Here is a 24,914-nt window from a genome sequence, read left to right on the forward strand (position 1 = left end):
GGTGGACCTCCGTGGTGCGATGCGGACGTAGGGGGAAGGGACAGCGGGTGCCTCGGTCGGAGAGCGTGAGACCGGGTCAGGGGTACGGGGGCAGGGAGGCGAGGGCGGTGGTCAGAACTGCACGGAGTCGCGGCGCATGACCCTGCGGACGAGGGCGACCAGTACGGCGACCAGGGCGAGCATCACCACGGCGCTCGCGGCTGCCGAGCCGTAGCGGGGGACACCTCCGGAGGCGAAGGCCTCGCCGTAGGTGTAGAGGGCGGTGTTCCACACGCCGGTGTCGGGCATCTGGCCCGCGGCGCCGGCGAAGGCGTAGATGAACTCGAAGACCTTGACCGCGGAGATCGTCCACAGCACCGCGCACACCCCGACCACGTCCCACATCAGGGGGAGCGTGACGTGCCGGAACTTCTGGAAGGTGTTCGCGCCGGCGAGTTCGCAGTCCTCGTACAGTTCGGGCGGGATCTGGTCGACGGCGGCCATCAGGATGGTGGTGTAGAAGCCGGTCGACGTCCACACCAGACCGATCATGATCACCGAGAACAGGTGTTCCTGGCCGAGCCAGTTGGGCGGCTCGTCCACTCCGGCGACCCGGGCGACGGCGTTGACCAGTCCGTCGCTCTGGAAGAGGAAGCCCCACAGGATCGCCAGCACGACGCTGGGCACGATGTTGGGGAAGAAGAGGATCGACCGGGCCGCTTTACGGCCCTTCATGTCGCGCAGGAACATCGTCAGCGCGAAGGCGGTCAGGAAGGTCACCGCGCCCACGCCCAGGATGATCCAGAGGGTGTTGGCGAAGGCGTGATGGAACGTCGGGTCCTGGAACATCCGGCGGTAGTTGTCCAGGCCGACGAAGGTCATGGGGCCCGCGCCCGCCCACTCGTTGAGGCTCAGCCACAGCGTGTACAGCGAGGGTCCGGCGAAGAAGACCACGTAGACCAGGACGGCCGGCAGCAGCAGCGGCCAGAACAGGCGTTTGCGGCGGGCGGACAGCGGGCTCGGCCGGCCGGCCGCCCGGACGGCAGCGGGGCGCCGTCCGGTGCGGGCGCGGTCCGGCGCGGCGACGGGCGCCGTGTCGGTGGCGCTCACGCGGCCGTCTTCCAGTAGCCGGCGGAGTCCGAGGACAGCTTCTTCGCGAAGTCCTCGGCGGTGAGGCCGCCGGTGAGGAACTTGGTGTTCAGCGGCTGGAACACCTTGGTGTACCACTCGGCCGCGGTCTCCTTCACCCCGTCGAGCGTCTTGACGACCGTGCCGGAGGCGAGGGCCTTCTGCGCGTCCGCGAGTTCGGCGGGGGCGGTGATGTCCTCGCGTGGGGTGAGGTTCTTCGCCTTGCTGGAGATGCCCTCCAGGTGCTTCTTGGCGAAGAAGTAGGCGAGGAACTTCTGCGCGGCGGCGGCGTTGCGCGCCTTCTTCGGTATCGAGAAGCCGATCAGGGAGATGTCCTGGGAGGCGTCTCCTCCGGAGGCGAACGCGGGGAACGGGAAGGAGCGGTAGGTGAAGCCGGAGCCCGCGAACTCCGCGGTCTCGCTGGGCGCGAACGTGCCCAGCAGCAGGAAGTCCGACTTGCCCTTGGCCCACTTCTGCTGGACCGCGGGCCACTTGGAGCCGTCGTAGCCCTTGGCGAAGTCGCCGCCCTTGACCAGGTCCTCGATCCTCGCCAGAGCGTCCACGAACCCGTCCGCCTTCAGCAGGGCGCCGCTCTTGTCGGCGGCCGCCCTGCCGAACGCGCCGGGGCCGAGGCCGCGCAGCACCGCGTAGTACGTCCAGTAGGCGGCGTAGTCGGCGATGTCGCCGTCCAATGCGAGCGGCCCGTCACCCCGCCTGCGGCGCCGGGTCGACAGCAGCGCGGCGAACTCGTCCCAGGTGGCCGGGGGTTGGGCGGCGACGTCGGGCAGGGCATGGCCGTCGTACCAGATCTGAGTGGTGAGCACCTCGTAGGGCAGCTGCCACAGGACACCGTCGGTGGTGTCGAGGTCGCGATACTTGGCCGGGACCACGCTGCCGACGGTGTTGCCGCTCTCGCCGTGGACCGCGAGGCCCAGCACGGGGGTCAGGTCGAGGGCCTGGCCGGTGGCGTAGAGCTGGGCGTAGGCGAAGCGGTCGGCGGAGTCGACCAGGTCGGCGGGGACGTTGGAGGTGTTGAGGGTGGGGGCGAGCTGCTGGACGACCTGGCGGCCCTTCCACTGCACGTCCACGGTGACGCCGGTGTCCTTGGTGAACTGGTCGATGGCCGCCTTGATGACGGTGGCCTGGGGTTCGTCCTGTTTCCACATGGACCAGTAGGTGAACGAGGAGGAGCCGTCCCCGGTGGCCGCGGAGTCGTTGCCGCAGCCGACGGCCAGGCCGGCCGTGGCGGCGAGGGTGGTGCCCAGCACCGAACGGCGGCTGAAGGTCCGGGCGGCGGTGAGAGGACTCCGGCCGGGGGCCCGGCCGGGCCCTCCGGGGGCCGTGGGCTTGTCGGCAGCGAACATGGGCGCGCTCCTGTAGTGGGGGCCGATGGTGGCCTGAAGCGAGGGAAGGAATGGCCAAATGATTCGTGCCATGTCATGAGGTAGTCAACGGCTTCTGTGCGTAATGAATCGAATATGAATCTGCGAATCACCCCACAGGTGACGGTCTTTATGGCATTCCGTCAGCAGGTGTCGCCGGAGGTCATGTCGTGTTCATATGGCTGGAACAGTTGACCGAGAGGCTGATCCACGCCAATGATTCCGGGCACCCGCCACACCGAGACCGGGAGACCCGCACCCATGGCAAGCCGCGACCCCGCCCGCCCCAACGTCCTGCTGGTCCTCTCCGACGACCAGGGCCCCTGGGCGCTCGGCTGCGCAGGCAACACCGAGATCCAGACCCCGCGCCTGGACGCCCTGGCCGCGGGCGGGCTCCGCCTCAGCCGCTTCTTCTGCACCTCACCGGTCTGCTCACCGGCCCGCGCCTCCCTGTTCACCGGCCGGCTCCCGTCCCAGCACGGCGTCCACGACTGGCTGTCGTACCACCACACCGGCCGCACGGGCATCGACTTCCTCGCCGGCCAGACCCTCTTCACCGACCTCCTCGCCGACGCCGGCTACCGCCTCGGCCTCAGCGGCAAATGGCACCTCGGCGCCAACGACCGCCCCCGCAAGGGCTTCACCCACTGGTACGCCCACGAGAGCGGCGGCGGACCCTACCGGGGCGCACCCATGTACCGCGACGGCGTGCGCACCAGCGAACCCGCCTACCTCACCGACGCCCTCGCCGACGACGCCGGACGGTTCCTCGCCGCCGAGGCCGACCGCCCCGAACCCTTCCACCTCTCCCTGCACTTCACCGCCCCGCACAAGCCGTGGAAGGACCAACATCCGCCCCAGTACACGGCGTTGTACAAGGACTGCCCCTTCGACACCTGCCCGCAAGGCACTCCGCACCCCTGGCAGCCCCTGGACGCCGACGGCTCCCCGGTCGGCGGCGAAGCCGACACCCGGCAGGCCCTCATCGGCTACTTCGCGGCGACCACCGCGATGGACGCCGCGATCGGCCGCGTTCTGGACCGCCTCGACGCCCTTGGCCTCACCGGATCCACCCTGGTGATCTTCACCAGCGACAACGGCTTCAACGCCGGCCACCACGGCATCTGGGGCAAGGGCAACGGCACCTTCCCGCAGAACATGTACGACAGCTCCGTCCTGGTCCCGTTCCTCGTCGCCCAGCCCGGCCGGATCCCCGCGGGCCGGGTCAGCGACGCCCTGCTCTCCCAGTACGACGTGCTGCCCACCCTCCTCGATCACCTCGGCCTGGACCCGCTCGTCCCCGACCCGGCCCTGCGGCCCCTGCCCGGCCGGTCTTTCGCCGGTCTCCTCGACGGCACCGGCGACACCTCGGGCCACGACCGGGTGGTCGTCTACGACGAGTACGGCCCGGTCCGCATGATCCGCACCCGCGACTGGAAATACGTCCACCGCTATCCGCACGGGCCACACGAGTTGTACGACCTCACCACCGACCCCGGCGAGGAGCTCAACCTCGCGGGCGTCCCCGAACGCCGGACCACCCGCGAGAGGCTGGCGGCCCGGCTGGACGAATGGTTCGCCGCCCACGTGGATCCCACCCTCGACGGCGCCCGCCTCCCCGTGGCCGGCACCGGCCAGCGCACCCCGGTCGCCCCCGGCTCACTCCCCACCGCCTTCGAACCCCCACCCGCCGGCTGACCGAGCCGGCGGGCCGGGGCGATCCTCAACTCCCCTCGGCCGACCGCCTCACCAGGACCAACCCGCCAACGGGCGACACCGGCAAAGGCGTGGATCCCTCACCGCCCCACCCCCGGCAACCGGTACGCGTCCAGTGCCAGTGTCATCTCGATCAGGTCCCGGGGCCGGGCCAGTGACCGTGAGGTCAGCTGTTCCAGGCGCCGGAGGCGGTTGAAGACGGTGTTGCGGTGGCAGTACAGCCGGCCCGCGGCGCGCCCGGCCGAGCCCTCGCAGGCCAGCCACACGTCGAGGGTCTCAAGGAGCACGGCCCGGTCGCCGGGCTCCAGTTCGAGGAGGGCGCCGAACACGTCCGCCACCAGGCGCCCCGCCAGCTCCGGCTGGCTCACCACGAGTGCGGTCGGCATGCGCTGGTCGAGCCGTACGACATCCCGGGCGTCCGGCGTGCAGGTGCGCAACGCCAGCTCGGCGAGCCGCCGCGCCCGCCCCAGCTCGGCGAGCCCGGCCACCACCGGACTGATCCCGCCCGGCCCCTGGCACCGTCCGTCGAGCAGCCGGGCCACCTCGTCCAGCCCCTGCCCGGCGTCCAGCGCCACCACTCCCACCTCGCAGTCCGCCCGCATCCGCCAGATGAAACGCAGCCCCGCGCCCACCAGCGGCCGCGAACAGGTGTCGCGGCTGTCATGGCGCTCGCCACGCAGCACCACCACGGCGTACTGCCCCTTCTCGGGCAGATCGAGCCCGGCGGCGGCCCGCGCGGCGAGCCCGGGTGACTGCTGCCCCTCGAGCAGGGCGTCGAGCAGCGCCTGCAACTGTTCGTCGGTGCGCCGCCGCAGCTCCGCCTCGGTGGCCCGGTACGCCTCGGTGGCGGCCGTGGCCTGCGCGTCCACCGCCGACCACACCATGGTCGCCGAGCGCATGAGCATCGAGATCCGCTCGGGCGCCAGCCCCACCGCGCCCTCCATCAGCGCGTCCCAGACGAGATAGCCCGCGGCACGGTAGGAGTGCACGAGCAATTCCAGCGGAAGCCCCTGCTGGGCCCGCCGCCTGCCGGTGTCCTCGGCGTGCTCCAGATCGCGGCGTGGCGAGTCCCGCGGCGCGGAGAGCGTCTGGATGCCGACGCGCATGGCGGCCTCGGCCTCCCGCCACTGCTGGTCGTGCGGCAGCACCTGTCCATAGACGGGGGAATATTCGGTGAGCTGCCGCAGATGCTCGTCGACGAGCTCGGGCAGCCGTTCCAGCAGAGCCGTGCAGGACTCCGCGAGCAGCTTCCAGTCATGACCGGTCCGCGGTCGGCGCCCTCCCATGGCCGGAGGATGTCACCCGCACGGCACCTTCGACAGGCCCCTGACACGCGGTCTTGTGCGCGTGCACAACGGCCGGCCACCACCTCTGGGCACCCGCCGCGTATCGCCCGAACCCCGTGGACGGGCGCCTGTGCCGATGCTGAGGTGAGCGCCACACCGAGTGAGGAGATGGGGAGGTGGCAAGGTCATGGGCGGTTCCGCTCTGCTCGTAAGGGACCTTTCGGTCGGCTACGGCCCCGTACGCGCACTGCGCCAGGTGTCTCTTGAAGTACCCGAAGGAGCCGTGGTCACCGTTCTCGGCAGCAACGGCGCCGGGAAGACGACACTGCTGCGGGCGATCTGCCGGACGCTCTCCTTCCATGGGGGAGCGGTGACCGGCGGCACGATCGGTCTCGGCGGACAGCCGATCGACCGGGTTTCCGCGGACCGGGTGGTCGCCGCGGGAGTGTCCCAAGTGCCTGAAGGGCGAAGGGTGTTCGCCCGGATGACGGTCGCGGACAACCTGCGCGCCGGGGCACTGGGCTCGGCGGGCGGCCGGGAACAGCGGGCGCGGGCACTGCGCCGCGTGCACGACCTGTTCCCCGTACTCGCCGAACGCGCCCAGCAGCGCGCGGGACTGCTGTCCGGAGGGGAACAGCAGATGCTCGCCGTGGCCAGGGCGCTGATGGCCGCGCCCAAGGTGCTCCTGCTCGACGAACCCTCCCTGGGCCTCGCCCCGTTGATGGCACAGCGCATCGCCGACACCGTGCGGGAGATCAACGAGCAGGGCACCTCGGTGCTGCTCGTCGAGCAGAACGCGGCGCTCGCCCTGCGGCTCGCCTCGCGCGCGTACGTCCTAGAGGTCGGCGAGGTGACCCTGTCGGGGCCGGCCGACGAACTCGCCGCCTCCGACGAGGTGCGCCGCCGCTATCTGGGCGTGGTCGACGAGGACGCGGCGGCCGACGCCGCGCCGACGCGCGGCACCCTGCCGACACTGTCCCGGTGGGAGGGGTGAAGCCCGTGCCGGACGTTCCGTCCCTCGAAGTGCGGGACCTGACGGTCCGCTTCGCCGGCCTGACCGCCCTCGACTCCGTGAGCTTCACCGTCCGCCCCGGCACCGTGCACGCGGTCATCGGCCCCAACGGGGCGGGGAAGTCCACCTGTTTCAACGTCCTTTCGGGTGTCTACCGGCCCGCCTCCGGCAGCGTCCGCTTCGGCGACCAGGAGCTGACCGGCCTGCCCCCGCACCGCATCGCGGGCCTCGGCGTCGCCCGGATCTTCCAGAACCTCGCGCTGCCGCCGCACGCCACGGTCGAGGACAGCCTGCTCCTCGGCCGGCACCGGTTGACCCGCAGCGGCTTCGTGGCCTCCGGGCTACGGCTGCCGTCGGCGGCCCGCGAGGAGCGCCGGCACCGCGAACGGGTGCGGGAGATAGCCGAGTTCGTCGGACTGGAGAATCAACTCGCCCGCCCGGCGGGCTCACTCCCCTACGGACAGCAGAAACTCGCCGAACTGGCGCGCGCGTTGTGCATGGAGCCACGGCTCCTGCTCCTCGACGAGCCCGTCGCCGGCATGACCGCCGACGAACGCCGGCGCACCGCCGCGGTCGTCGCGGGCGTCCGCGACAGCCTCGGCATCTCGATCGTGCTCGTGGAACACGACATGGGGGTGGTGATGCGGCTCGCGGACGCCGTGACCGTACTGGACTTCGGCCGCCGGATCGCGGACGGCGCCCCCGCCGACGTACAGAACGATCCGGCGGTCGTACGGGCCTACCTGGGCGAACGCTCGGACGACGAGCCCGCCGACGGGCGACCTCGCGGCGACCGGTCCGTAGCCGACGAAGCCGCCGACGGGCAGCCCGTAGCCGACGAAGTCGCCGACGCGCACCCCGTCAAGAGCCACCGCCACCGAACCGACGGCGAGGAGACCGCCAAATGAGTACCTTCGCCGAACTTCTCCTCAACGGGCTCTCGTTGGGCTCCGTCTACGCCCTCATAGCCCTGGGCTTCGTCGTCATCTTCCGCGCCACCGAGGTCGTCAACTTCGCGCACGCCTCACTTCTCCTCGCGGGTGGATACGTCACCGCGGTCCTCCACGACGACATCGGGTTCTGGCCCGCGCTGCTCGCCGGAATCCTGGGCGCCGCGCTGGTGGGAGCGGCGGTGGAGTTCCTGGTGATGCGCCGCTACCGGGGGTCCGACCAGAGCGTCCTCGCCATCGTCACCATCGGCGTCGACATCCTGCTCACCACCGAACTGACCCGCAGGATCGGCACGGACGTGCTGCCGCTCGGCGACCCGTGGGGCACCTCCGTGCTCACCCTCGGACCGGTCTCCCTCGCGCACACCCGGATCGCCGCGTTCGTCGCCGCGGCCCTGCTCATCACCACCTTCCTGCTGGCCTTCCGGTACACCTCCTGGGGCGTGTCGATGCGCGCCGCCGCGGAGAGCCCGGAGACCGCCGCGCTGATGGGCATACGGCTGGGGCGGGTCTCGCTCAGCGCCTGGGCGGTGGCCGGCGGACTCGCCGCCGTCGCCGCCCTGTTCCTCACCGTCTTTCCGACCCCGGGCCTGGAACGGGCCACTTCGCTCGCCGCCCTGAAGGCATTCCCGGCCGCGATCCTCGGGGGGCTCGACTCCACGACAGGCGCGCTGGTCGGCGGCCTGCTGGTCGGGGTGACGGAGTCCCTCGCCACCGGCTACCAAGGCGATCTGACCTTCCTGGGCAGGGGACTCGGCGATCTGGCCCCGTACCTCGTGATGGTCGCGATCCTCCTCATCCGGCCCGCCGGGCTGTTCGGCACGAAGGAGCTGGCCCGTGTCTGAGGCCGTCAAGAGCGGCGCCCGGCCGCTGTGGTTCACCCGCACCCGTACCTACGTCTGGGCCGCGGGCGCCGTCCTCCTGCTCGTCCTGCCCTTCTACCTGGACCGCTTCTGGCTCCAGGCGGGCCTGTTCGCGATGGCCGCCGGGATCGGCGCGATCGGCATCAACCTCCTCACCGGAGCGACCGGGCAGCTCTCCATGGGGCACGCCTTCTTCCTCGCGGTCGGCGCGTACGGCTACTGCGTGTTCGCCGGTGAAGGGGGAGACGGACTCACCGGGCTCGGCCTGCCGACCTGGCTCGCCGCCGTCCTGGGAGTAGTGGCCGCCGGCGTCGCGGGCGGGCTGTTCAGCCCCATCGCTGGACGTCTGCGCGGCGCCTATCTGGGCATCGCGACCCTCGCCCTGATCTTCATCGGCCAGCACGTGCTGTTCAACGCGCGTGACCTGACGGGCGGCTTCAACGGCCGCGACGTACCGCCCCTCAGCCTCTTCGGCCTCACCTTCGACGACAGCGAACTCCTCGTCGCCAACGTGCCGTTCGGCTCCGCGGAGAAACTCTGGTACGCCGGACTCGTCCTGCTCCTCGGCGGCGCGCTCTTCGCCCGCGGGGTGCTGCGGGGCCGTCCGGGCCGGGCCATGAACGCGATCCGCGACCACCGGATCGCGGCCGGGGTGATCGGCGTGCCGGTCGCCCGCTACCGGGCCGCGGTCTTCGTGCTGTCCTCGATGTACGCGGGGCTGGCCGGCGTCCTGCTCGCACTGATCTTCCAGCGGACGGTGCCGGACTACTTCGGCATGATCCTCTCGCTGGAGTACCTCGCCATGATCGTGATCGGCGGACTCGGTTCGGTGGCCGGGGCGGTGATCGGGGCGGCGTTCGTCTCCCTGCTGCCCCAGCTGCTGACCCGCTACAGCGACGCGCTGCCCCTGGTCTCCGACCCGGGCACCGGCGGGATCGCACCCGGCGAGGCATCCCGGTACCTCTACGGCGCCGCCGTGGTGGCGGTGGTGCTCTTCCTGCCGGGCGGCCTGGTCGGGGTGGCCGCCCGCCGTCGCTCCGGGCCGGACACCCGGCCCGAACCAAAGCCCAGCACAAGGTCCATCGCAGGGGCCACTTCAGGGGAGGAACGATGAGAACGACATACGTGGCAAGGGCGGCCGCCGGATCGCTGGCCGTCTTGCTCGTGCTGTCCGGCTGCAGCTCCAAGGCCAAGGACGACGACGACAAGGCGACGGCCGCCGCCGGCGGGGTGAAGACCGGAGAAGGGATCTCCGGCAAGACCATCACCCTCGGCGCGCTCACCGACATGACCGGCGTCTACGCCACGCTCGGCAAGAGCGTCACCCAGGCCCAGCAGCTCTACGTGAAGCAGCTCAACGCCGACGGCGGTGTGTGCGGCTACCAGGTCGCGCTCACCGTGCGCGACCACGGCTACGACCCGCAGAAGGCGGTGTCCGGCTACACCGAGCTGGCACCGAAGGTGCTGGGCTTCACCCAGTTCATCGGCTCACCGTTCGTCGCGGCCGTGAAACAGCGCGTGGACGGTCAGGACAAGGGCCTGGTGCTGCCGCAGGCCTGGTCCGGCTCCCTGCTGGGCAGCCCCTACATCCGGGTCATCGGATCCACGTACGACATCGAGACGATCAACGCCATCGACTTCCTGATGAAGGAGAAGGGCCTCAAGAAGGGCGACAAGATCGGCCATGTGTACTTCGAGGGCGACTACGGCGAGAACGCCCTGGTCGGCTCCAAGTACATGGCGAAGGAGTCCGGCCTCACCGTCGTCGAGCAGAAGATCAAGCCGACCGACAACGACATGACCGCCCAGGTGGCCGCCCTCAAGCAGGCGGGCGTCAAGGCGGTCGTGATCAGCGCGGGCCCGCGCCAGGCGGCCTCGCTGGTCGGCGTCGCGGCGGCCGGCGGGTTCAACGTGCCGATCATCGGCAACAACTCGGCCTACGCCCCGCAGCTGCTCGCCACCGCGGCCGGACCGGCGCTGACGGCGAACTACTACGTGGCCTCTCCCTCGCTCCCCATCGGAGGCGACACCCCGGAGGCCAAGAAACTCGTCGCCGACTACAAGGCCGCGTATCCGAAGGACTCCCTGGACAACGGGATCGTGGCCGGCTGGACCGCGGCCGCCGCCTTCGGTGAGGCCCTGAAGAAGGCCTGCGTCAACAAGGACCTCACCCGCGAGGGCGTCGACAAGGCCCTGCTGACCCTCTACGGCTTCGACGCGGGCTTCGGCGTGGTCCAGGACTTCAGCGACCCGAAGGCGCCGTCCTCGAACCAGAGCGTCATCCTGAAGCCCGACAAGAAGGCGGTGGGCGGCATGACGGTCGTACGGGCGGCCTCGGCGGCAGCGGCGGCGGAGGGTTACACACCCGCCGGGTGACGCCCTGACGCCCCTGGAGCGCCGCACACAGGGCGCGTGACAGCAACGACGAAGGGCCCCGAACCGGAATCCGGTTCGGGGCCCTTCGGTCATGCGGTCCTGGGAACTACGGCAGCTGGGCCGCGCGTGCGTCGCGCCGGTTGCCCCGGAAGTTGTTCACCCGGCGGGCGGTGGCGAAGAGCGGGATCACCGCGCCCGTCACGAGCTGGAGCGCGCAGCCGGTCTGGAGCAGCAGCTGACCACCGGGAGCGTCGAACGCCCAGGCGGCGAGCAGCCCCATCGAGACCACGATCCAGGAGAGCATCGCCACCGCGAGGGGTCCGCGCGGCTTCGGATACTCGACACGGCTCACCATCAGCCAGGCGGTGCCGACGATCGCCATGAGCGTGGCGACGAACGGCAGCTCCAGCAGCACGATGGAGACCACGGTGAGCGCCCCGAAGGGCGAGGGCATGCCCTGGAACGTGCCGTCCTTGACCGTGACGCAGGAGAAGCGCGCGAGTCTCAGGACGACCGCGAGGAGGACCACGATGGCCCCCACCGCCGCCATGCGCTGATGGGCGTCGTCCGCGACCATGCCGTAGACCAGCACGAAGTACGCCGGGGCGAGCCCGAAGCTGATCAGGTCGGACAGGTTGTCCAGCTCGGCGCCCATGGGGGAGGAGCGGAGCTTGCGGGCCACCAGGCCGTCGAAGAGGTCGAAGACCGCCGCGCACAGCATGAGGATGACGGCCGTGGCGGCGCTGTGCCGCGCCATGCCGGTCTCCTGGCTGCCCGTGAGGTGCGGGATCAGGATGCCGGTGGTGGTGAAGTACACCGCCATGAAGCCGCACGTCGCGTTGCCCAGGGTGAGGGTGTCCGCTATCGAGAGGCGGAGAGAGAGGGGCATCTCCTCTTCGTCGTCCGCCTCGTCGGCTTCCGGCACCCAGCCGGTGCGGGCCTGCGTCTCGGGATCAATCACGGTCAATTCGAGTCACCCCAGCCACGGTCTTCTGACCGACCTCCACGTCCACCTCGACACCCTCGGGGAGGTAGATGTCGACGCGCGAGCCGAAACGGATCAGACCGATCCGGTCGCCCTGCTCGACCTTCGTACCCTGAGGGATGTAGGGAACGATACGGCGGGCGACCGCGCCGGCGATCTGGATCATCTCGATGTCACCGAGTTCGGTGTCGAAGTGCCAGACGACGCGCTCGTTGTTCTCGCTCTCCTTGTTGAACGCCGGGACGAACCCACCGGGGATGTGCTCGACCGATGTCACCGTGCCGGCCAGCGGCGCACGGTTGACGTGGACGTTCAGCGGGCTCATGAAGATCGCGACGCGGGTACGTCCGTCCTTCCACGGCATGATGCTCTGCACCACACCGTCGGCGGGCGAGATGACCCGGCCCTGGGCGATCTCTCTCTCGGGGTCGCGGAAGAACCACAGCATGCCCGCCGCGAGCGCGGTGGCGGGCACGGCGACGGCCTTGGCGGCGCCGGAGTGGCGGGCGCGAACCAGGCTGAGTGCTGCGGTGGCAACGGTCGGGAGAAGCCACGGCGATGCTCCGCGCGCGAGGCGTACGCCGACCAGGCTGTCGCGAGGTGCAGAGGTTTGGCTGTGGGGCATGGATGACCTTCGTAGCGGATGATGCCGCGCTGAGAACGGGGGACGGCGGCTTTCCCGGAATCGTACCGGTCGCGGGCCACAACTGGGTAAGCCAGGAAGCCGAGTCGGCGGCTGAAGAGTGCTGACGGGGTGTGATGTTCTTCTCGAAGGAAACACCCCTAACCGGGACAACTATCCCTGGAGTCGGTACTCTTCGAGCAGCCTGCGCCCGATGATCATTTTCTGGATCTCGGCGGTACCTTCGCCGATCAGCAGCATCGGCGCCTCGCGGTACAGGCGCTCGATCTCGTACTCCTTGGAGAAGCCGTAGCCACCGTGGATCCGGAAGGCGTCCTCCACCACCTCTTTGCAGTATTCGGAGGCGAGGTACTTCGCCATCCCCGCTTCGAGGTCGTTTCGTTCTCCCGAGTCCTTTTTGCGTGCCGCGTTGACCATCATCGCATGGGCGGCCTCGACCTTGGTAGCCATCTCGGCCAGCTTGAACTGGATGGCCTGGTGCTGGGCGATCTGCTTGCCGAAGGTGTGACGCTGCTGGGCGTACGAGACGCCCAGCTCGAAGGCACGCTGAGCGACTCCGCAACCACGCGCCGCCACATTGACGCGGCCCACCTCGACGCCGTCCATCATTTGGTAAAACCCTCGGCCGGTGGTGCCGCCGAGTACACGATTGGCCGGAACGCGCAGTCCGTCCATGATGAGCTCGGTGGTGTCGACACCCTTGTAACCCATCTTGTCGATCTTCCCGGGGATGGTGAGGCCGGGGCGGACCTCGCCGAAGCCGGGCTCCTTCTCGACCAGGAAGGTCGTCATCGACTTGTGGGCCGCGGTGCCCTCCGGGTGTCCTTCGTCACTCTTCACGAGGACGGCCACGAGCGTCGACGTCCCGCCGTTGGTCAGCCACATCTTCTGGCCGTTCAGGACGTAGTCGTCGCCGTCCCTGACCGCCTTCGACGTGATCGCCGAGACGTCCGAGCCGAGCGCCGGCTCCGACATCGAGAACGCGCCGCGCACCTCGCCGAGCGCCATGCGCGGCAGGAAGTGGTCCTTCTGCTCCTGCGTGCCGTGCTGCTTGAGCATGTACGCCACGATGAAGTGGGTGTTGATGATGCCGGAGACCGACATCCAGCCGCGGGCGATCTCCTCGACGCACAGCGCGTACGTCAGGAGCGACTCGCCCAGACCGCCGTACTCCTCCGGGATCATCAGCCCGAAGAGGCCCAACTCCTTGAGGCCGTCGACGATCTCCTGCGGGTACTCGTCGCGGTGCTCCAGCTCGGTCGCGACCGGGATGATCTCCTTGTCCACGAAGTCGCGGACGGTGGAGAGGATCTCCCGCTGGATGTCGGTGAGGCCGGCGGTCTGGGCGAGTCGCGCCATGGTTACTTCTCCTGCTCCTTGAGCCGGGGGCGGCCGGGCTGCTCGCCGCCGCGCTCCTTGATGTACGTCTCGGTGGGGACCATCACCTTGCGGCGGAACACGCAGACCAGCGTGCCGTCCTGCTTGTAGCCCTTGGTCTCGACGTACACGATGCCGCGGTCCGACTTGGACCTCGACGGCGTCTTGTCGAGGACGGTCGTCTCGCCGTAGACCGTGTCGCCGTGGAAGGTCGGCGCCACGTGCTTCAGTGACTCGACCTCCAGGTTGGCGATCGCCTTGCCGGACACGTCGGGCACCGACATGCCGAGCAGCAGCGAGTAGATGTAGTTGCCGACGACGACGTTCTTCCCGAAGTCGGTCGTGCTCTCGGCGTAGTTGCTGTCCATGTGGAGCGGGTGGTGGTTCATGGTCAGCAGGCAGAAGAGGTGGTCGTCGTACTCCGTGACCGTCTTGCCGGGCCAGTGCTTGTAGACCGCGCCGACCTCGAACTCCTCGTAGGTGCGTCCGAACTGCATGGTGCTCAGGCCTCCGGGATCTCGAACTTGGACGTGCGCCGCATACCGGCTGCCCGGCCCTTGCCCGAGATGACGAGCGCCATCTTGCGGCTGGCCTCGTCGATCATCTCGTCGCCGAGCATCGCGGAGCCCTTCCTGCCGCCCGCCTCGGACGTGCAGTACTCGTACGCGTCCAGGATCAGTTCGGCGTGGTCGAAGTCCTCCTGGGAGGGCGAGAAGATCTCGTTCGACGCCTCTACCTGGCCGGGGTGCAGGACCCACTTGCCGTCGAAGCCGAGGGCCGCGGCGCGCCGGGCGACCTCGCGGTAGCCGTCCACGTTGCGGATCTGGAGGTAGGGGCCGTCGATCGCCTGGAGGTCGTAGGTGCGGGCCGCCATCAGGATCTTCATCAGGATGTAGTGGTAGGCGTCCGCGCCGTAGCCGGGCGGCTGTTCGCCCACGACCAGGGTCTTCATGTTGATCGACGCCATGAAGTCGGCCGGGCCGAAGATGATGGTCTCGGTGCGCGGCGAGGCGGCCGCGATCTCGTTGACGTTGACCAGGCCCTTGGCGTTCTCGATCTGCGCCTCGATGCCGATCCTGCCGACCTCGTAGCCCATCGTCTTCTCGATCTGCGTCAGCAGGAGGTCCAGGGCGACGACCTGCTGGGCGTCCTGCACCTTCGGCAGCATGATGCAGTCGAGGTTCTGGCCCGCGCCCTCGACCACGGTCACGACATCGCGGTACGTCCACTCGGTCGTCCAGTCGTTGACCCGCACGACCCTCGTCTTGCCGGTCCAGTCACCCTCGTTGAGGAACTTGACGATGGTGTGCCGCGCCTCGGGCTTGGCCAGCGGCGCGCACGCGTCCTCCAGGTCCAGGAAGACCTGGTCCGCGGGGAGGCCCTGGGCCTTCTCCAGGAAGCGGGGGTTGCTTCCCGGCACCGCGAGACAGGAGCGTCGCGGGCGAAGCCGGTTCACGGGGGCGGGGCTGGTCATGCGGGGACCTCCAGGGGGTCGAGCTTGTTCGCCTTGCGGATCTCGTCGACGATACGGCCGATGATTCCGGTGATGTCGAAGTCCTTCGGGGTGAAGACGGCGGCCACTCCCGCGGCCCGCAGCAGCTCGGCGTCGGCGTTCGGGATGATCCCGCCGGCGATCACCGGGATGTCGGCGGCGCCGGCCTCGCGCAGCCTCTCCAGCACGTCCGGGACCAGCTGGGCGTGCGATCCGGAGAGGATCGACAGGCCCACGCCGTGCACGTCCTCGGCGACGGCCGCGGCCACGATCTCCTCGGGCGTGAGCCTGATGCCCTGGTAGACCACCTCGAACCCGGCGTCGCGGGCCCGCACGGCGATCTGCTCGGCGCCGTTGGAGTGCCCGTCCAGGCCCGGCTTGCCCACCAGGAAGCGGAGCTTGCCGACCCCGAGGTCGTGGGCGGTCACCTCGACCTTGCGGCGCACCAGTGCCATCGCGGTGCCCTCCTCGGCGGTCACCGCGACGGGCGCGGAGGAGACACCGGTGGGGGCGCGGAACTCGCCGAAGACCTCGCGCAGGGCCCCGGCCCACTCGCCGGTCGTGACCCCGGCGCGGGCGCACTCCAGGGTGGCCTCCATGAGGTTGTCGGTGCCCTTGGCGGCCTCCTTCAGCCGCTCCAGCGCCTTGCACGGGCGCGGGTGGTTGAACGGCGGCTGGTACCGGGTGTCGCGCCAGTCCGCGAGCGCGGAGACCACCCGGGCCTCGACCGCCGGATCGACCGTGTGGATCGCCGCGTCCAGGTCGGCCGTGAGCGGGTTCGGCTCGGTCGTCTCGAAGATGTTGACGCCGACGATCTTGTCGGTGCCGCCCTCGATACGGGCCCGGCGCTCGGCGTGCGAGGCGACGAGCTGCGACTTCAGGTAGCCCGACTCGACGGCGGCCATCGCGCCGCCCATCTCCTCGATGCGGTCCATCTCGGCGAGCGAATCGTCCACCAGGGAAGCCACCTTGGCCTCGACGACGTGCGAGCCCTCGAAGATGTCCGCGTACTCCAGCAGGTCGCTCTCGTAGGCCAGCACCTGCTGCATGCGCAGCGACCACTGCTGGTCCCAGGGCCGGGGCAGGCCCAACGCCTCGTTCCAGGCGGGCAGTTGCACGGCACGCGCGCGGGCGTCCTTGGAGAGCGTCACGGCCAGCATCTCCAGCACGATGCGCTGGATGTTGTTCTCCGGCTGGGCCTCGGTCAGGCCGAGGGAGTTGACCTGGACGCCGTACCGGAAGCGCCGCTGCCTGGGGTCCTCGATGCCGTACCGCTCGCGCGTGATCTTGTCCCAGATCCGCCCGAACGCCCGCATCTTGCACATCTCCTCGATGAAGCGGACTCCCGCGTTCACGAAGAAGGAGATGCGCCCGACGACGTCGCCCTTGCGCTCCTCGGCGATCTGTCCCGAGGCGAACACCGCGTCCAGTACGGCGATCGCGGTGGACATCGCGTACGCGATCTCCTGGACCGGGGTGGCTCCCGCCTCCTGGAGGTGGTAGCTGCAGATGTTGATCGGGTTCCACTTGGGGATGTGGTTCACCGTGTAGGTGATCATGTCCGTCGTCAGCCGCAGCGAGGGCACCGGCGGGAAGACGTGCGTCCCCCTCGACAGGTACTCCTTCACGATGTCGTTCTGCGTCGTCCCCTGGAGCAGGGTGATGTCGGCGCCCTGCTCCTCGGCGACGACCTGATAGAGCGCCAGCAGCCACATGGCGGTGGCGTTGATGGTCATCGAGGTGTTCATCTGCTCCAGCGGGATGTCCTGGAACAGCCGGCGCATATCACCGACGTGCGACACCGGCACGCCGACCCGGCCGACCTCGCCGCGGGCGAGGACGTGGTCGGGGTCGTACCCGGTCTGGGTCGGCAGGTCGAAGGCCACGGAGAGACCCGTCTGGCCCTTGGCGAGGTTGCGCCGGTACAGCTCGTTGGACGCCTCGGCGGTCGAGTGACCGGCATAGGTCCGCATGAGCCACGGCCGGTCCTTCTGGCGCTCAGTCATCTGGGGACCTCAGATGTTCCGGAAGCGGTTGATGGCGTCGATGTGCAGGCCGCGCTTCTCCTCGTCGCGGACACCCATGCCCTCGCGGGGCGCGAGCGCCAGGACTCCGACCTTGCCCTGATGCAGGTTGCGGTGCACGTCGTAGGCGGCCTGCCCGGTCTCCTCCAGGGAGTACACCCGGGAGAGCGTCGGGTGGATCTTGCCCTTGGCGACCAGCCGGTTGGCCTCCCAGGCCTCGCGGTAGTTGGCGAAGTGCGAGCCGACGATGCTCTTCAGGGACATCCACAGGTAGCGGTTGTCGTACTCGTGGGTGTACCCGGAGGTCGAGGCGCAGGTGACGATCGTGCCGCCCTTGCGGGTGACGTAGACGCTCGCGCCGAAGGTCTCGCGGCCGGGGTGCTCGAAGACGATGTCGACGTCCTCGCCGCCGGTCAGCTCGCGGATCCGCTTCCCGAAGCGCTTCCACTCCTTGGGGTCCTGGTGGTGCTCGTCCTTCCAGAACCGGTAGTCCTCGGCGTTGCGGTCGATGATGGCGTCGGCGCCCATCGCCCGGCAGATGTCCGCCTTCTGCGGGCTGCTCACGACACAGATGGGGTTGGCGCCGCCGGCGAGCGCGAACTGGGTGGCGTACGAGCCGAGTCCGCCGCTCGCGCCCCAGATCAGCACGTTGTCGCCCTGCTTCATGCCGGCGCCGTTGCGGGAGACCAGCTGGCGGTACGCGGTGGAGTTCACCAGGCCCGGGGCGGCGGCCTCCTCCCAGCTCAGGTGGTCCGGCTTCGGCATCAGCTGGTTGGACTTGACGAGCGCGATCTCGGCGAGGCCGCCGAAGTTGGTCTCGAAGCCCCAGATGCGCTGCTCGGGGTCGAGCATCGTGTCGTTGTGGCCGTCGGAGGACTCCAGCTCGACGGAGAGGCAGTGCGCGACGACCTCGTCGCCCGGCTTCCAGGAGTTGACGCCGGGGCCGGTGCGCAGCACGACGCCCGCGAGGTCGGAGCCGATGATGTGGTACGGCAGGTCGTGGCGCTTGGTGAGCTCGCTGAGCCTGCCGTAGCGCTCCAGGAAGCCGAAGGTCGACATCGGCTCGAAGATCGAGGTCCACACCGAGTTGTAGTTGACCGAGGAGGCCATCACGGCCACCAGTGCCTCACCGGGACCGAGTTCCGGCACCGGCACGTCGTCCAGGTGGATCGACTTGCGGGGGTCCTTGTCACGGGTTTCGAGACCGGCGAACATCTCCGTCTCGTCCTTGTGCACGGTGATCGCGCGGTACGACTCGGGGAGCGGGAGAGCGGCGAAGTCGGCGGACGTGGCCGTCCGCGACTCGATCGCGTCCAGGATTTCCTTCACGGTGTTGCCTCCGGCGACTGGCGTCTGAGGGAAGACGCTGAGGGTTACGTCGGTGCTGCTGCTGGATGTGAGGGGGGTGCCGTCGGTTCGGCGGAGGTGGAGCGGTGGCAGCGCTTTGTGGCGCGGAGGGTTGCCTGTGACGCAGGCGTCCGGGCGCGCTCGCCATTGGCTTGCGGGGACAGCCGGCGTGCGAATGGTCTCTGCACGCCGGCCGCCCGGACTCCTTCAACGTATGGCACGCCGTGTCACCTGACAAGGCACGGAGTGCCAGAAGTTGCGCTCAGGTGAAATCTTTACGTAACACTTGAGCGATGATCGATCAGGTGGGGTCGATTTCGGGCAGGAAAACGCCGGACGCGCTCGAAAAGAGCCCGTCCGGCGGTTGAAGGGAAGGCGGCGAAGCCGCGGAGCGGAGCGGGAAGCCCTACGACCGTTCCCGCAGGGCCTGCTCGATGGTCCGCATGACCTGGTCCAGCGGAGCGTCGACCCTGGCCACGGTCACCAGCACGTCCCCCTCCGTGAAGGAGGAGGCGGGCGCCCCGAGAGACGCGGTCTCGCGCCCGGCGCCGATCCCCGAGCCGAAGGTCTTCCGCACGATCGAGAAGGCGTGGTCGAGCTGGGACTCGACGTCGCCCTGTCCGTCCGCCCGCAGCCAGCGGCGCAGCACGTGGTTGTGCGCCGTGACGACCGCGGACGCGGCGACCTCCGCGAGCAGCGGGTCGTCGTTGGCGTCGTCGTCGTGCGCGTGCTCGTCGAAGTGGCCCAGCAGATAGCGGGTGAACAGCCGCTCGTAGCGCGCCACGGAGGCGATCTCGGCCTCGCGCAGTGTCGGCACCTCGCGGGTGAGCTTGTAGCGTGAGACGGAGATCTCGGGCTGGGCCGCGTACATTTTCATGACTTCCTTGATGCCACGGCACACCGTGTCGAGCGGGTGCTCGTGCGCGGGAGCCGCGTTCAGCACCGCCTCGGCCCGGATCAGGGTGTCGTCGTGGTCCGGGAAGATCGCCTCTTCCTTGGAGCGGAAGTGCCGGAAGAAGGTGCGCCGCGCGACCCCCGCCCTGGCCGCGATCTCGTCGACGGTGGTCGCCTCGTACCCCTTGGTCGCGAACAGCTCCATGGCCGCGGCCGCCAGCTCGCGGCGCATCTTCAGGCGCTGGGCCGCCGCGCGACCGCCCGCCGCACTCTCCGGCGCGTCGGACGTGGCAGGTGTACGTGAGGACTTGGCGGGCTGGGACATGCCCCGAACGTACTGCATCCGTGCAGGAGAGTGCGCATGTCCGGGGATCCCCCCACCCTGTGCGGGCGGGGGGTGTACGGCGGGGCCGAGCAGGCCGCCCCACTCGGTCCCGGCACCGGACCGGTCGCCCTCTCCCTCAGCGCCGGGCATATTCGCGGAAGCCCCGGCCGGTCTTCCGGCCGAGGCAGCCCGCGGCCACCAGATGCTCCAGGAGCGGCGCCGGGGCGAGGCCCGGGTCGCGGAACTCGCGGTGCAGGACCTTCTCGATGGCCAGCGAGACATCGAGCCCGACCACGTCCAGGAGCTCGAAGGGGCCCATGGGGTACCCGCCGCCGAGCTTCATCGCGGCGTCGATGTCGTCGAGCGTCGCGTAGTGCTCCTGGACCATCTTGATCGCGTTGTTCAGGTACGGGAACAGCAGCGCGTTCACGATGAAACCGGCCCGGTCCCCGCAGTCCACCGGGTGCTTGCGGACCTTCGCGCAGACCTCGCGCACGGTGGCGTGCACGTCGTCCGCGGTCAGGACCGTGCGCACGACCTCGACCAGCTTCATCGCCGGGGCCGGGTTGAAGAAGTGCATGCCGATGACGTCCGCGGGGCGCGAGGTGGCGCGGGCGCAGGCGATCACCGGGAGCGAGGACGTGGTGGTGGCGAGGATCGCGCCGGGCTTGCAGACCTTGTCGAAGGTCGCGAACAACTGCTGCTTGATCTCCAGGTCCTCGGCGACCGCCTCCAGGGCGAGATCGACGTCCTCGAAGGCGTCGTAGGAGCCCGCCGGGGTGATCCTCTCCAGGGTCTGTGCCGCCGCCTCGGCCGTCATCCGGCCCTTGTCGACGGAGCGCGCGAGCGACTTGCCGATCCGGGCCCTGGCTTTCTGCGCCTTCTCCTCGCTGCGGGCGGCGAGGACGACCTCGTACCCGGCCTTCGCGAAGACCTCGGCGATACCGAACGCCATGGTGCCGGAGCCGGCGACCCCGACGGAGCGGACGGTGCGCCCGGGTGCCTGGGCGACACCTTCGAGGGGGGTCAGCGCGTCCCGCACGACGTCCGCGCTGCCCGAGGCCTCGTACGAGTAGAAGCCGCGCCCCGACTTCCGGCCGGTCAGGCCCGCCTCGCTGAGCTGCTTGAGGATGGGCGCGGGCGCGTGCAGCCGGTCGTGGGACTCGGCGTACATGGCTTCCAGGACCGTGCGCGCGGTGTCGACGCCGATCAGGTCGAGCAGCGCGAGCGGGCCCATCGGCAGTCCGCAGCCCAGCTTCATCGCGGCGTCGATGTCCTCGCGGGAGGCGTACTTCGCCTCGTACATCGCGGCGGCCTGGTTGAGGTAGCCGAACAGCAGGCCGTCGGCGACGAAGCCGGGGCGGTCGCCGACCGCGACGGGCTCCTTGCCGAGTTCCACCGCGAGGTCGGTGACCGCCGCGACGGCTCCCGGCGCCGTCAGCACCGAGGAGACCACCTCGACGAGCTTCATCGCCGGGGCCGGGTTGAAGAAGTGCAGGCCGAGGACGCGCTCGGGGCGGGCCGAGTCCGCGGCCAGGCGCGTCACGGACAGGGCGTTCGTGCCGGTGGCCAGGATCGTGTCCGGGCGCACGATGCCGTCCAGCGCGCGGAAGACCTGCTGCTTGATGTCGTACGACTCCGGTGTCACCTCGATGACCAGGTCGGCGTCGGCGGCGGCGGCCAGGTCGGTGAAGGTGCGGAAGCGGGACAGGATGTCGTCGCGTTCCTGCTCGGTGAGCCGCTCGCGTCGCACGGCGCGGGCGGTGGAGTTCTCGAGCGCCGTGACCGCCTGGGCGGCGGTGGCCTCGCTGATGTCGATGCCGATGACTTCGCGGCCGGCGTGCGCCAGGACCTCGGCGATACCGGTGCCCATCGTGCCGAGGCCGACGACGGCGACGGTCTTCAGCGGGGAGGGAGGGGTGTGGGACTGGGGAGTGGCCATCGCGGGACTCCAGGGAGAGGGTGACGACTGAGGAGCGCACGCGGGTGCGCCGACTGGCGCACACCGTGCGGGAGTTGTTGCGGGTGATGCCGGGCCGACGAGCGCACACGCCCGGTGCCGTCCGTGGGCGAGGTGCTGAGCCCAGCGAGCGGTGAAGCCGACCGGCTCTGTCCCGGAGCCGAGTCGCACTGAGGTACCTGAGGTACCGAACCGACTGCTCTCACGACGGCTGCGTCACCAGGCCGCCGTGAGTCGAAACGCGAGTGGGTAACTCGCTCGTCTGAGCTTAACCCGCCAGTAACGAGCGCGCCAGCCCCCGAGTTTGTGATGTACGTCCCCGCAGCTCAAGGGTTTGCCTAGGCTCGGCGCCATGGACGAAGAGTTGCGATCACTCACGGAGCGTCTACGGAGCGAGGCCGGGCCTTCGGCGACCTACGACCGTCTCGTGGCCACCCAGGACACGGGCGAGCTGGCCGCCGCGCTCACCGAGCCCGGACAGCCCCTGTGGGCAAGGGAGTTGGTCGCCTTCCGGCTCGGGGTCGCGGGGGACCGGCGGGCCTTCGAGGCGCTCGTCCTGCTGCTCAACCACCGCGACCCGCAGCGCTGCGCGTCCGCCGCGTACGCCCTGGCCAGGCTCGGCGATCCGCGCACCGCCCGCGCCGCCGCCGCACTCGCCACCAACGAACTGCGCGTCGCCTACGCCCTGCACCCCGTACGCCTGCTCGCCGAGCTCCGCGCCCCCGAGGCGGCGCCCGCCCTGATCACCACGCTGGAACGCAGACTGCGCCCGCACGATCCCTACCGGCGGGTCGCCCTCGCCTGCGTGGAGGGCCTCGGCGCCCTCGGGGACGTACGCGCGCGCCCTGTGCTGAACGAGGCGCTCGCGCATCCGGCACTCGCGGAGGCCGCGGTCGCCGCGCTGGCCCGCCTGCCGAAGGGCTAGGTGTATTGACCCGCAGGGTTGTTGACGCGGCTGATGGGTGGGTGTCCGCCCAGGGCGGTGTCAGCGGCTCCCGACGTCCGCGAGAGCGCCCGCGTAACGCACCTCGGGCACCGAGACCCCGTCGGCGTCGAAGGGCTCCTCGGTGCCGTCGGGGGTGAGACCGGCCCGCTCGTAGAACCGGCGGGCCCGGGTGTTCCGTTCCAGCACCCACAGGAGCATCCGGTCGTACCCCGCGGCGGCGGACCGTCCGGCCGACTCCCGGAGCAGCGCCCTGCCGACGCCGGTGCCGATCCGGTCGGGGTCGACGTAGACCGCGTACAGCTCGACGTCCCCGGCGCGCGCGTCGTCGTCCCGACAGGGGCCGTGGCAGGCCCATCCGACCACCTCGCCACCGAGCTCCGCGACCAGGTTCACCACGCCGGGGGCCCCGAACCGCTCCGCCCTGCGCGCGGCGTCCGCCGCCACGTCGAGCCCGTCGAGGTACGGCTGCGGCATCAGTCCCGCGTACGCGCTCCGCCAGCCGCGGATCCGGATCCTGGAGACGCGGAGGCAGTCGGCGAGAGTCATCTCGCGGACCAGGAGATCGGTCATGAGGCCAGTGTGGAGCACGGGTACGACAGCGCCCCCGACGGGTCGTCGGGGGCGGAGCCGGGCCGTGGGTCTCAGCCGCGGAAGCCGAGCAGGCCGTGCAGGGTCGAGCCGCGCGCGGTGGTGGACGCGGCCTTGGCGGTCAGCGGGTCCGGGGCGGGCAGGGTCTGGCACACCGCGTCGACCTCGCCGCCGCTGCGCGGCACCGTGCCGTCGGTCAGGTAGGCCGCCAGGTGCTTGTCGAGGCAGGTGTTCCCGCTCAGCGTGATGCCGTGGTTCCCGCCGCCCTGCTCCACCACCAGGCTGGAGCCGCGCAGCAGCTGGTGGACGGTGACCGCGCCCTCGTACGGGGTGGCCGCGTCGTCCGTGGCCTGGAAGAGCAGCGCCGGTGGAACGGAGTCGTTGGCCAGGTCCACCGGCTGGAGCGGGTCCGTCGGCCAGAAGGCGCACGGCGCGTTGTACCAGGCGTTGCTCCAGGTCATGAACGGTGCCTTCGCGTGCACCGCCCAGTTGTCCGCGCGCCACCGGTTCCAGTCGCGCGGCCAGGAAGCGTCACGGCACTGCACCGCGGTGTAGACGCTGTAGCCGTTGTCGCCGGCCGCGTCCACGGCGGCGAAGTTCTCGTACGCCTCGACCAGCGGGGCCGTGTTCCTGTCGTTCACATAGGCGGCGAACGCCTCGGCGAGGTAGGGCCAGTAGCCGTTGTAGTAGCCGCCCGGGAGGAAGGTGTCCTCCAGCTCGGCGGCGCCCACCTTCTTGTCCGCGGGCTCCCTGGCGAGCGCCGCGCGCATCGCGTACCACTTGGCCTCGATCCTGGCGGGGTCGGTGCCGAGCCCGTAGGCCTTGTCGTGCTTGGCGACCCAGGACATGAAGGCCAGATGACGGTCGTTGAAGGCGTGGTCCTGGGCGAGGTTGTCCTCGTACCAGACGCCGGTGGGGTCGACGACGGAGTCGAGGGCCAGCCGGCGTACGCGGTCGGGGTGGAGCTTGGCGTAGACGGCGCCCAGGTAGGTGCCGTACGAGTACCCGAAGTAGTTGATCTGCCGGGCGCCGAGCGCGTGCCGGATCGCGTCCAGGTCCTGGACCGCGCTCACCGTGTCGATGTAGGGCAACAGATCCGCGTACTTGGTGCCGCAAGCCTTCGCGAAGGACTCGGCGCGCGCCAGGTCGGCCTTCTCCAGCGCCGGGGTGGCCGGCACCGAGTCCGGCCGCACCGGGTCGAAGTGGCCCGGCGCGCAGTCCAGGGCGGGCCTGCTCGCACCGACACCGCGCGGGTCGAACCCGATGACGTCGTACTGCGCCGCCACCTTGTCGGGCAGCGCGGAGGCGACGAATCCGGCGAGGGTGAGCCCGCTGCCGCCGGGGCCGCCGGGGTTCACCAGCAGCGGTCCCTGGTATTTCTTCGCGGTGTGCGGGACGCGCGAGAGCGCCAGGGTGATCCGCTCGCTGTACGGGTTGGAGTGGTCCAGCGGCACCTTCAGGGACGCGCACTGGAGCGTCGGGTAGGCGCTCGTGCCGCACTTCTTCCACGTGAGCTTCGCGGTCCGGGCGGTGGGCGGTGCCGTCGGGTGACCGGCGCTCGCGTCGGCGGGAACCGACGTCACCATCCCTGCCACCACAGCGGCGGCGCCGCACAGAGCGACTGCGCGTTTCCTCATAAGG

At 70.1% G+C, this 24,914-nt stretch carries 21 protein-coding genes; 7 read left to right on the forward strand and 14 right to left on the reverse strand.

Features of this window, described 5'->3' with window-relative positions; all coding sequences use genetic code 11:
* Positions 1-111 precede the first annotated feature (111 nt).
* Entirely contained in the window at positions 112-1,089 is a 978-nt protein-coding gene (locus tag ACIP79_RS24335) for a carbohydrate ABC transporter permease (RefSeq protein ID WP_401226624.1), read from the reverse strand.
* Entirely contained in the window at positions 1,086-2,471 is a 1,386-nt protein-coding gene (locus tag ACIP79_RS24340) for an ABC transporter substrate-binding protein (RefSeq protein ID WP_401226626.1), read from the reverse strand. The genes ACIP79_RS24335 and ACIP79_RS24340 overlap by 4 nt, the downstream gene beginning before the upstream one ends.
* Before the next feature lie 279 nt (positions 2,472-2,750).
* Here ACIP79_RS24340 and ACIP79_RS24345 point away from each other — a divergent pair, with 279 nt between their 5' ends.
* On the forward strand, positions 2,751-4,187 hold the full coding sequence (locus ACIP79_RS24345; protein WP_401226627.1) for a sulfatase-like hydrolase/transferase: 1,437 nt from the start codon (positions 2,751-2,753) through the stop codon (positions 4,185-4,187).
* A gap of 98 nt (positions 4,188-4,285) precedes the next feature.
* On the opposite strand, the gene ACIP79_RS24350 is transcribed toward ACIP79_RS24345, so the two are convergent.
* Positions 4,286-5,491 (reverse strand): helix-turn-helix domain-containing protein, encoded by a 1,206-nt coding sequence (locus tag ACIP79_RS24350; protein ID WP_401226628.1) that lies wholly within the window; start codon positions 5,489-5,491, stop codon positions 4,286-4,288.
* A 187-nt stretch (positions 5,492-5,678) separates the two neighbouring features.
* Between ACIP79_RS24350 and ACIP79_RS24355 the strand changes: the two genes are divergently transcribed.
* Genes ACIP79_RS24355 through ACIP79_RS24375 form a run of 5 tightly spaced genes read left to right on the forward strand, consistent with a single transcriptional unit; the run spans position 5,679 to position 10,692 of the window.
* Positions 5,679-6,485 carry an ABC transporter ATP-binding protein gene (locus ACIP79_RS24355; RefSeq protein WP_401226629.1) on the forward strand — a complete coding sequence of 269 codons (807 nt, stop codon included), beginning with the start codon at positions 5,679-5,681 and terminating at the stop codon, positions 6,483-6,485.
* A complete protein-coding gene (locus ACIP79_RS24360) occupies positions 6,473-7,411 on the forward strand; it encodes an ABC transporter ATP-binding protein (RefSeq protein WP_401226631.1) in 939 nt (312 codons plus the stop codon). Before ACIP79_RS24355 ends, ACIP79_RS24360 begins: the two co-directional genes overlap by 13 nt.
* Positions 7,408-8,298: a branched-chain amino acid ABC transporter permease gene (locus ACIP79_RS24365; RefSeq protein WP_383684291.1), complete on the forward strand. Its 891-nt coding sequence runs from the start codon at positions 7,408-7,410 to the stop codon at positions 8,296-8,298. The genes ACIP79_RS24360 and ACIP79_RS24365 overlap by 4 nt, the downstream gene beginning before the upstream one ends.
* Positions 8,299-8,323: 25 nt before the next feature.
* Positions 8,324-9,430, forward strand: coding sequence for a branched-chain amino acid ABC transporter permease (locus ACIP79_RS24370; RefSeq protein WP_401226730.1), 1,107 nt, complete (start codon positions 8,324-8,326; stop codon positions 9,428-9,430).
* A complete protein-coding gene (locus ACIP79_RS24375; RefSeq protein WP_401226633.1) occupies positions 9,427-10,692 on the forward strand; it encodes an ABC transporter substrate-binding protein in 1,266 nt (421 codons plus the stop codon). Before ACIP79_RS24370 ends, ACIP79_RS24375 begins: the two co-directional genes overlap by 4 nt.
* 106 nt (positions 10,693-10,798) lie before the next feature.
* Here the strand turns inward: ACIP79_RS24375 and pssA are convergent, their stop codons facing one another.
* The 9 genes from pssA to ACIP79_RS24420 all read right to left on the reverse strand — a co-directional run bounded on the left by pssA (position 10,799) and on the right by ACIP79_RS24420 (position 21,721).
* Positions 10,799-11,617, reverse strand: coding sequence for a CDP-diacylglycerol--serine O-phosphatidyltransferase (gene pssA / locus ACIP79_RS24380; protein WP_401226731.1), 819 nt, complete (start codon positions 11,615-11,617; stop codon positions 10,799-10,801).
* Positions 11,618-11,645: 28 nt separating this feature from the next.
* Positions 11,646-12,302, reverse strand: coding sequence for a phosphatidylserine decarboxylase (locus ACIP79_RS24385; protein ID WP_401226635.1), 657 nt, complete (start codon positions 12,300-12,302; stop codon positions 11,646-11,648).
* A gap of 171 nt (positions 12,303-12,473) precedes the next feature.
* On the reverse strand, positions 12,474-13,679 hold the full coding sequence (locus tag ACIP79_RS24390; RefSeq protein WP_401226637.1) for an acyl-CoA dehydrogenase family protein: 1,206 nt from the start codon (positions 13,677-13,679) through the stop codon (positions 12,474-12,476).
* Positions 13,680-13,681: 2 nt separating this feature from the next.
* Positions 13,682-14,194, reverse strand: coding sequence for a MaoC family dehydratase (locus ACIP79_RS24395; protein WP_383684299.1), 513 nt, complete (start codon positions 14,192-14,194; stop codon positions 13,682-13,684).
* 5 nt (positions 14,195-14,199) lie between these two features.
* On the reverse strand, positions 14,200-15,171 hold the full coding sequence (locus ACIP79_RS24400; RefSeq protein ID WP_401226639.1) for an HpcH/HpaI aldolase/citrate lyase family protein: 972 nt from the start codon (positions 15,169-15,171) through the stop codon (positions 14,200-14,202).
* Entirely contained in the window at positions 15,168-17,195 is a 2,028-nt protein-coding gene (locus tag ACIP79_RS24405; protein WP_401226641.1) for a protein meaA, read from the reverse strand. The genes ACIP79_RS24400 and ACIP79_RS24405 overlap by 4 nt, the downstream gene beginning before the upstream one ends.
* A gap of 9 nt (positions 17,196-17,204) precedes the next feature.
* Complete coding sequence (gene ccrA / locus ACIP79_RS24410; protein WP_383684304.1) at positions 17,205-18,542, reverse strand: crotonyl-CoA carboxylase/reductase; 1,338 nt, start codon at positions 18,540-18,542, stop codon at positions 17,205-17,207.
* Positions 18,543-18,966: 424 nt separating this feature from the next.
* Positions 18,967-19,779, reverse strand: coding sequence for a TetR family transcriptional regulator (locus tag ACIP79_RS24415; protein ID WP_401226642.1), 813 nt, complete (start codon positions 19,777-19,779; stop codon positions 18,967-18,969).
* Between the two features lie 136 nt (positions 19,780-19,915).
* Positions 19,916-21,721, reverse strand: coding sequence for a 3-hydroxyacyl-CoA dehydrogenase family protein (locus ACIP79_RS24420; protein ID WP_401226644.1), 1,806 nt, complete (start codon positions 21,719-21,721; stop codon positions 19,916-19,918).
* A 370-nt stretch (positions 21,722-22,091) separates the two neighbouring features.
* Between ACIP79_RS24420 and ACIP79_RS24425 the strand changes: the two genes are divergently transcribed.
* Complete coding sequence (locus ACIP79_RS24425; protein WP_401226646.1) at positions 22,092-22,664, forward strand: adenylosuccinate lyase; 573 nt, start codon at positions 22,092-22,094, stop codon at positions 22,662-22,664.
* Between the two features lie 60 nt (positions 22,665-22,724).
* On the opposite strand, the gene ACIP79_RS24430 is transcribed toward ACIP79_RS24425, so the two are convergent.
* Together ACIP79_RS24430 and ACIP79_RS24435 are read right to left on the reverse strand one after the other, a co-directional pair.
* Positions 22,725-23,255 carry a GNAT family N-acetyltransferase gene (locus ACIP79_RS24430; protein ID WP_401226647.1) on the reverse strand — a complete coding sequence of 177 codons (531 nt, stop codon included), beginning with the start codon at positions 23,253-23,255 and terminating at the stop codon, positions 22,725-22,727.
* A gap of 71 nt (positions 23,256-23,326) precedes the next feature.
* On the reverse strand, positions 23,327-24,910 hold the full coding sequence (locus ACIP79_RS24435; RefSeq protein WP_401226648.1) for an alpha/beta hydrolase: 1,584 nt from the start codon (positions 24,908-24,910) through the stop codon (positions 23,327-23,329).
* Positions 24,911-24,914 lie beyond the last annotated feature (4 nt).

This window comes from Streptomyces sp. NPDC088747 (genome assembly GCF_044751025.1).
Lineage (GTDB): Bacteria > Actinomycetota > Actinomycetes > Streptomycetales > Streptomycetaceae > Streptomyces.

Excerpts from the sequence above, each read along its gene's own strand:
- ACIP79_RS24340 (WP_401226626.1), bottom strand. The coding sequence starts at position 2,471 with ATGTTCGCTGCCGACAAGCCCACGGCCCCCGGAGGGCCCGGCCGGGCC.
- ACIP79_RS24345 (WP_401226627.1), top strand. The coding sequence starts at position 2,751 with ATGGCAAGCCGCGACCCCGCCCGCCCCAACGTCCTGCTGGTCCTCTCC.
- ACIP79_RS24350 (WP_401226628.1), bottom strand. The coding sequence starts at position 5,491 with ATGGGAGGGCGCCGACCGCGGACCGGTCATGACTGGAAGCTGCTCGCG.
- ACIP79_RS24355 (WP_401226629.1), top strand. The coding sequence starts at position 5,679 with ATGGGCGGTTCCGCTCTGCTCGTAAGGGACCTTTCGGTCGGCTACGGC.
- ACIP79_RS24365 (WP_383684291.1), top strand. The coding sequence starts at position 7,408 with ATGAGTACCTTCGCCGAACTTCTCCTCAACGGGCTCTCGTTGGGCTCC.
- ACIP79_RS24375 (WP_401226633.1), top strand. The coding sequence starts at position 9,427 with ATGAGAACGACATACGTGGCAAGGGCGGCCGCCGGATCGCTGGCCGTC.
- ACIP79_RS24385 (WP_401226635.1), bottom strand. The coding sequence starts at position 12,302 with ATGCCCCACAGCCAAACCTCTGCACCTCGCGACAGCCTGGTCGGCGTA.
- ACIP79_RS24390 (WP_401226637.1), bottom strand. The coding sequence starts at position 13,679 with ATGGCGCGACTCGCCCAGACCGCCGGCCTCACCGACATCCAGCGGGAG.
- ACIP79_RS24395 (WP_383684299.1), bottom strand. The coding sequence starts at position 14,194 with ATGCAGTTCGGACGCACCTACGAGGAGTTCGAGGTCGGCGCGGTCTAC.
- ACIP79_RS24400 (WP_401226639.1), bottom strand. The coding sequence starts at position 15,171 with ATGACCAGCCCCGCCCCCGTGAACCGGCTTCGCCCGCGACGCTCCTGT.
- ACIP79_RS24405 (WP_401226641.1), bottom strand. The coding sequence starts at position 17,195 with ATGACTGAGCGCCAGAAGGACCGGCCGTGGCTCATGCGGACCTATGCC.
- ACIP79_RS24415 (WP_401226642.1), bottom strand. The coding sequence starts at position 19,779 with ATGTCCCAGCCCGCCAAGTCCTCACGTACACCTGCCACGTCCGACGCG.
- ACIP79_RS24420 (WP_401226644.1), bottom strand. The coding sequence starts at position 21,721 with ATGGCCACTCCCCAGTCCCACACCCCTCCCTCCCCGCTGAAGACCGTC.
- ACIP79_RS24425 (WP_401226646.1), top strand. The coding sequence starts at position 22,092 with ATGGACGAAGAGTTGCGATCACTCACGGAGCGTCTACGGAGCGAGGCC.
- ACIP79_RS24430 (WP_401226647.1), bottom strand. The coding sequence starts at position 23,255 with ATGACCGATCTCCTGGTCCGCGAGATGACTCTCGCCGACTGCCTCCGC.
- ACIP79_RS24435 (WP_401226648.1), bottom strand. The coding sequence starts at position 24,910 with ATGAGGAAACGCGCAGTCGCTCTGTGCGGCGCCGCCGCTGTGGTGGCA.